1 rRNA gene is annotated in these 1,787 nt (G+C 50.0%); it reads right to left on the reverse strand.

Annotation, left to right across the window (positions count from 1 at the left end):
• Positions 1-68 precede the first annotated feature (68 nt).
• A 16S ribosomal RNA gene (locus FD07_RS11830) occupies positions 69-1,634 on the reverse strand.
• Positions 1,635-1,787: the final 153 nt, after the last annotated feature.

Below are 1,787 nucleotides of genomic sequence, written 5' to 3' on the forward strand. Positions count from 1 at the left end.
TGAGGGTAGACCCCTCAAAACTGACCATTGTTTCGACAAAGTATGTGTAGCCTCCGTATATTCCTTAGAAAGGAGGTGATCCAGCCGCAGGTTCTCCTACGGCTACCTTGTTACGACTTCACCCTAATCATCTGTCCCACCTTAGACGGCTGACTCCCGAAGGTTATCTCACCGGCTTTGGGTGTTACAAACTCTCATGGTGTGACGGGCGGTGTGTACAAGGCCCGGGAACGTATTCACCGCGGCATGCTGATCCGCGATTACTAGCGATTCCAACTTCATGTAGGCGAGTTGCAGCCTACAATCCGAACTGAGAACGGCTTTAAGAGATTAGCTTAGCCTCACGACTTCGCGACTCGTTGTACCGTCCATTGTAGCACGTGTGTAGCCCAGGTCATAAGGGGCATGATGATTTGACGTCATCCCCACCTTCCTCCGGTTTGTCACCGGCAGTCTCACCAGAGTGCCCAACTTAATGCTGGCAACTGATAATAAGGGTTGCGCTCGTTGCGGGACTTAACCCAACATCTCACGACACGAGCTGACGACAACCATGCACCACCTGTATCCATGTCCCCGAAGGGAACGTCCTATCTCTAGGATTTGCATAGTATGTCAAGACCTGGTAAGGTTCTTCGCGTAGCTTCGAATTAAACCACATGCTCCACCGCTTGTGCGGGCCCCCGTCAATTCCTTTGAGTTTCAACCTTGCGGTCGTACTCCCCAGGCGGAGTGCTTAATGCGTTAGCTGCGGCACTGAAGGGCGGAAACCCTCCAACACCTAGCACTCATCGTTTACGGCATGGACTACCAGGGTATCTAATCCTGTTTGCTACCCATGCTTTCGAGCCTCAGCGTCAGTTACAGACTAGACAGCCGCCTTCGCCACTGGTGTTCTTCCATATATCTACGCATTCCACCGCTACACATGGAGTTCCACTGTCCTCTTCTGCACTCAAGTCTCCCAGTTTCCGATGCACTTCTCCGGTTAAGCCGAAGGCTTTCACATCAGACTTAAGAAACCGCCTGCGCTCGCTTTACGCCCAATAAATCCGGACAACGCTTGCCACCTACGTATTACCGCGGCTGCTGGCACGTAGTTAGCCGTGGCTTTCTGGTTAAATACCGTCAACTCCTGAACAGTTACTCTCAAGAGTGTTCTTCTTTAACAACAGAGTTTTACGAGCCGAAACCCTTCTTCACTCACGCGGCATTGCTCCATCAGACTTTCGTCCATTGTGGAAGATTCCCTACTGCTGCCTCCCGTAGGAGTTTGGGCCGTGTCTCAGTCCCAATGTGGCCGATTACCCTCTCAGGTCGGCTACGTATCATTGTCTTGGTGGGCCTTTACCTCACCAACTAACTAATACGCCGCGGGTCCATCCAGAAGTGATAGCCGAAACCACCTTTCAAACAGAAACCATGCGGTTTCTGTTGTTATACGGTATTAGCACCTGTTTCCAAGTGTTATCCCCTGCTTCTGGGCAAGTTACCCACGTGTTACTCACCAGTTCGCCACTCGCTTCATTGTTGAAATCAGTGCAAGCACGTCATTCAACGGAAGCTCGTTCGACTTGCATGTATTAGGCATGCCGCCAGCGTTCGTCCTGAGCCAGGATCAAACTCTCATCTTAAAGATGATGCTTGAATAGCTCATCGATTGTTGTTACTTTATTTTCATAAAAGCGAATTGACTTCGCAAATATTGTTTGGGTTTGATACCGAGTATCAAACCGCCCTACACATATTTGGTTTGTCGAAACAATGTTCAGTTTTCAAAGGTCTAC

Origin of the sequence: Levilactobacillus parabrevis ATCC 53295 (assembly GCF_001434055.1) — a bacterium.
Classification (GTDB): Bacteria; Bacillota; Bacilli; order Lactobacillales; family Lactobacillaceae; genus Levilactobacillus; species Levilactobacillus parabrevis.